Raw genomic sequence first — 3,235 nt, forward strand, 5'->3', positions numbered from 1 at the left:
CGCGCGGAGACGGCCCGCGCCGCCTGCCCCGCCTGGTCACGCAGGCGGCCCGCCACCTCGTGCGCCGCCTGAGCCTCGGTACGGAGCCGGTGCAGGTGACCCCCCGCCTGGTACGCCTGGCTCTCCTTCAGCCCGTCGATCTGCGCGGCCAGCGCCAGTTCCTGGGCCTCCTCCTCGCCCAGCCGCACGGTCGCCGCGTCCAGCTCCCCCTCGGCCTCCTTGAGTGCCTGCCGCTTGGCCTTGACCTCGGCGGCCAGCGACTCCAGGGCGGACCCGGCGGAGATCACGGCCGCGGCCGCGGCGCGCAGCACCCGCTGGGCGTAGCCGCGCTGCCGGACGGCCAGCCGCTCGGCCTCCTCCACGTCGCGGTCGAGCAGCCGCAGCTCCTCGCGCTGCCGGTCGAGCCGCTCGAACCCCTCGGCGATCTCGTGGATCTCCCCCTCCCCCAGCGGCGGCAGGGCGCTGGACAGCAGCTCCGACAGCAGCCCCGGGTCGAGGCGCTCGGACAGCTTGGGCGTGCGCAACTGGCGCAGGGCGGTCAGCAGCGAGTCGTAGCGCTGCTCGTTGAGCTCCCGGTAGAGCGTCCCGCGCACGACGGCCCGGTAGGACTCGGCCGAGTCGTGGACCGTTCCCGAGGCGTCCAGCTCGGCGGTGAGCTGCGCCTTGGTCAGCGGCTGACCGGCGTCACCGGTGAGCCGGACGCCGTCGGGGGCGTCGATGCGCGCCTCGGTGGTGAAGTAGGCGGCGGTGACGTTCTTGGTGTGGACGGTGGCCTGCAGCCGGGCCCCGCAGGTGAACCAGCGGCCGTCGGCGTGCCGGAACTCCAGCCACACGTAGCCGACCCGGGTGGTGCCGGTGGCGCCGTCGCCCATGAGGTTCCAGTGCATGGTGCGCTCGCCGCCGCCGAACGTGGACAGCCTGCTCGGCTTGAGACTGGCGTCCAGCACGAACGGGAGCAGCAGCTCCAGCACCTTGGACTTGCCGCTGCCGTTGGGCCCGCGCAGCAGCAGCCGCCCCCGGTGAAACTCGAACACCTCGTCGTAGTAGCGCCACACGTTGAGGATCCCGGCGCGTACGGGGGTCCAGCGGGCGTCCACTCCCTGCACGGCGCGCGACGGAGCCAGCTCGGTAACGGTCATGCGTCCTCCTCCTGTACGGCCTCCTGTACGGCGCGGTCGACCCGGTAGCGGGCGGCGGCGGGCCGGGCGGCGACCCGGTCACCCGTACGGCGGGCCAGCCCGAACAGCGAGAGCACCTCCAGCGCGTCGGCGGCCAGCCGCGGCCCGCCCCCCTCGGACTGGTACGCCTTGGCCCACTGCGGAAAGCGGCGCAGCAGCCTGGCCGCCTCGGCGTCGAGCCGGGCGGCGGTGACGGGCCCGGAGGTGACGAGCAGGTCGAGCATGAGCAGCGCGGCCACCTTGGCGTGGCTGCCGTCGTCGGGGAAGCGGGCGTCGGTGGCGATGGCGTCGGGGTCGATGAGCAGGAAGCCCTCGGCCCGCTCCTCCAGCACGAACCCGGCCTCCTCGGCGGCGCGGCGCAGGAGCCGGCGGCCGGTGAGGGAGGCGGCGTAGGCGGCCTGGGCGGGGGTGAGCTCGTCGCGGTAGACGGCGGGCTCTTCGAGCAGGCGGCGGATGAGGGAGTGGCGGGCCCACAGGTTGCGCTGGGTCTCGGTGGGCTCGTCGCCGCCGTAGCGGGCCTCGACGGTGAGCGCGGCGGGCCCGCCGGGTGGCGCGTCCGCCCCGAAGGACGCCTCTGCGGTGGCCGCTTCGACCGTGTCACCCACTGGGCCCGTACTGGACGCCGCGACCTGGCGGGAGGGTGGCACCGGTGCGGCCAGCAGCCGGATCACCCGCGTGGTGTCCACCCGGTAGAGCACCTTGGCCTCCTCGTCGTCGAGGTAGGTGTCGGTCGCGCCGTCCATCGCGGTGACGGCCCCGTAGTGCTCCAGGAGCTTGAGCGCGTCGACGAAGGCCGCGCGCTCCTCGCCCCGCACCGGCTCGAACGCGGGCACGCCGGGCTCCACCGCCGCCGCCTGGACCACCCGCTGGGCCAGCATCCCGATCGTGGTCACCGGCGAGGCGAGCAACTCGGCCGCGCACAGGCACAGCAGCGTGTAGCGGCGGCGGTCGAACGGCGCCCTGGTGGTGCGGCGGCGGCGGGCCGGGCGGGTGGCGCCGGGCTCGGAACGCACCTTGACCAGGCGGGCGTACCCCTGGCGCGGCTCGACGACCAGCCGCCAGCCGCAGAAGTAGTCGAACCACTGGATCAGCGGCCGGCGGCGCTTCCTGATCAGGTCGAAGGCGGCCGGGTCGTCGTGCAGGGACACCAGGGGCCGCCCGAGCAGGGTGCGGATCGCGCGGGCGATCTCCTCCTTCTCGGCCCTGACTAGCTGGTTGGCCAGGCTGCTCACGCGCCCACCACCCGTCCGCGGCGGGCGCCGGGCGCGCGTACGTCGATGAGGTAGTCGGGGCCGCGGAACCAGCCCTCCGTCGTACGCAGCACCGCCACCGACCCGTCGTCCGGCGCTCGCAGCACGATCTCCACCCTCCCGTCCGAGGTGACGGCCCGGCGGAACCCGGTGGAGTCGGGCCGCTCGGCCAGCGCCCTCCCCAGCAGGTCGAGCAGCCTGCCGAACGTGTCGTGGTCCAGCTCCGCGAACTGCGACAGCCGCATCGCGCCGCTCGTGGCCAGGGCCGACCAGGCGGCCTCCAGCTCGGCGCGTTCCCGCTCGGCCCGGGAGCGGCGCTCGGCCCGCAACTCCGCCACGTCGCGGACCTTGCCCGTGCGCCCCATGCGCTCCGTCCGCCCACGCGAGCGCAGCAGCGCCGACACCTCGACCGGGTCGGCGTCCGCCCACGGCACCCCGGCCGGGATCAGCTCGGCGTCGGCGTGCCCCAGGTGGGCGTGCCTGGCCGAGCCGAGCCCGAACGCCGCGTCCCACAGCCGGTGCGCGTCGTCCTCGGCGGGCGCGGCGGCGAACCAGCGGGCCAGCGTACGGAAGTCGGCGGCGGCGCTGGAGGACCGGCGGCGGGAGTCGGTGATCCGGTCGAGCACCTGGAGGAGGGAGACGATCGCCCGCCGCGCCACGTCGTGGAGCAGGCGCACCCGCGGCACGCCCTCGTCCGCGGTGGCGGGGTCGAGCGCCACGTCGGGGGCGAACCACCGGCACAACCCGTCCCAGGCCGCCGCGCGGGCCGCGAGCCAGGGCGTGGCGGGGTCGGCGCCGGGCGGCTTC

At 75.6% G+C, this 3,235-nt stretch carries 2 protein-coding genes and 1 pseudogene; all 3 read right to left on the bottom strand.

The annotated features are described in order from the left end of the window. Positions 1-1,139, bottom strand: a pseudogene (locus tag ABD844_RS12710) (hypothetical protein); the annotation flags it as partial. Then, positions 1,136-2,410: a TIGR02678 family protein gene (locus ABD844_RS12715; RefSeq protein ID WP_344876341.1), complete on the bottom strand. Its 1,275-nt coding sequence runs from the start codon at positions 2,408-2,410 to the stop codon at positions 1,136-1,138. The pseudogene ABD844_RS12710 and the gene ABD844_RS12715, both read right to left, overlap by 4 nt. Further along, positions 2,407-3,235, bottom strand: an 829-nt coding sequence (locus tag ABD844_RS12720; RefSeq protein WP_344876343.1) for a TIGR02677 family protein, incomplete at its 5' end; no start/stop codon positions are given. The genes ABD844_RS12720 and ABD844_RS12715, both read right to left, overlap by 4 nt.

It is taken from the genome of Nonomuraea antimicrobica, from assembly GCF_039536965.1.
GTDB classification, from domain to species: domain Bacteria; phylum Actinomycetota; class Actinomycetes; order Streptosporangiales; family Streptosporangiaceae; genus Nonomuraea; species Nonomuraea antimicrobica.